Consider the following 1,270-nt stretch of genomic DNA (forward strand, 5'->3'; position numbering starts at 1 on the left):
GGGACTGCCCCCAGTTGAGTTGACTCCTTGCCTGTGAGGCCCTGGCCTCGCTGGAAGGATCAGCAGCGTGCCCAAGCCGTTCCCGCCGGAGTTCCGGCGTGACGTCATCGCCGTGGCCCGCAAGGGCGAGGCGTCGATCGCGCAGGTCGCCCGGGACTTCGGAGTCTCGGAGTCCTGCCTGCAGCGGTGGCTGAAGATCGCCGACCGGGAAGACGGCCTGGCTCCACCGGCCTCCGGTGACCGCGGCGGCAGCAAGGACGAATCCGCGGAGCTGCGCGAGCTGCGGCGGCGCAACAGGCTGCTGGAGCAGGAGAACGAGATCCTGCGGCGGGCGACGGCCTACTTCGCCCGCGACGTGCTCCCAAAATGAGCTACCCGCTGGTCCGTGAACTCGCCGCCGAGAAGATCCCCGTCGCGGTGACCTGCCGGGTGCTGGGCTTCTCCACGCAGGCCTACTACAAGTGGTTGGCCGACCCGGTGAGCCAGCGGGATTGGGACGACGCGCACCTGATCAACGCCGCCTACGACATCCACCGCGACGACCCGGCCTTCGGCTATCGGTTCATCGCCGACGAGCTGCGCGAGCGCGGGCTGCAGGTAGGCGAGAACCGGGTCGCCCGGCTGTGCTCGCAGCAGCGGATCTGGTCGGTCTTCGCCAAAAAGCCCGGCCTCAATCGCAAGGCCGGCCCGCCGGTGCACGACGACCTGGTCGACCGCCAGTTCACCGCGGAGGCACCCAATCGGCTGTGGCTGACCGACATCACCGAGCACTGGACCGCGGAGGGCAAGCTGTACCTCTGCGCGATTAAGGACGTCTACTCCGGCCGGATCGTCGGCTACTCGATCGACTCGAGGATGAAGGCGTCACTGGCGGTGGCCGCCCTCAGGAACGCGATCGCCCGCCGCGACCCGGTGGGCACCGTGGTGCATTCGGACCGCGGCAGCCAGTTCCGGTCGAACGCCTTTGTCCGCACGCTGGCCAACAACGGCCTGGTTGGCTCGATGGGCCGGGTCGGCGCCTGCGGGGACAACGCCGCGATGGAGTCCTTCTTCGCCCTACTGCAGAAGAACGTGCTCGACCGGCAGCGCTGGACGACCCGCGACGAGCTCCGGCTTGCGATCATCACCTGGATCGAGCGCACCTACCACCGCCGACGCCGGCAACGCCGACTCGGACGGCTCACACCGGTCGAATACGAGACACTCACCCACGCCGCAGCAGCGGCCTAACCCCTACCGGAACGAGTCAACCGGACTGGGGGCAGTCCCG

Annotated in this window: 1 protein-coding gene; it reads left to right on the plus strand. The window is 68.7% G+C overall.

What is annotated here, in order from left to right; translation table 11 throughout:
- Positions 1-67: 67 nt before the first annotated feature.
- Positions 68-1,230, plus strand: a protein-coding gene (locus ACI797_RS27800) for an IS3 family transposase (protein ID WP_456864106.1) whose coding sequence is annotated in 2 segments (ribosomal slippage) — positions 68-359 and positions 359-1,230 — 1,164 coding nt in all. Because the reading frame shifts where the segments join, the coding sequence is not laid out codon by codon here.
- The last annotated feature ends 40 nt before the right edge of the window (positions 1,231-1,270 follow it).

It is taken from the genome of Geodermatophilus sp. SYSU D00691 (assembly GCF_054050275.1).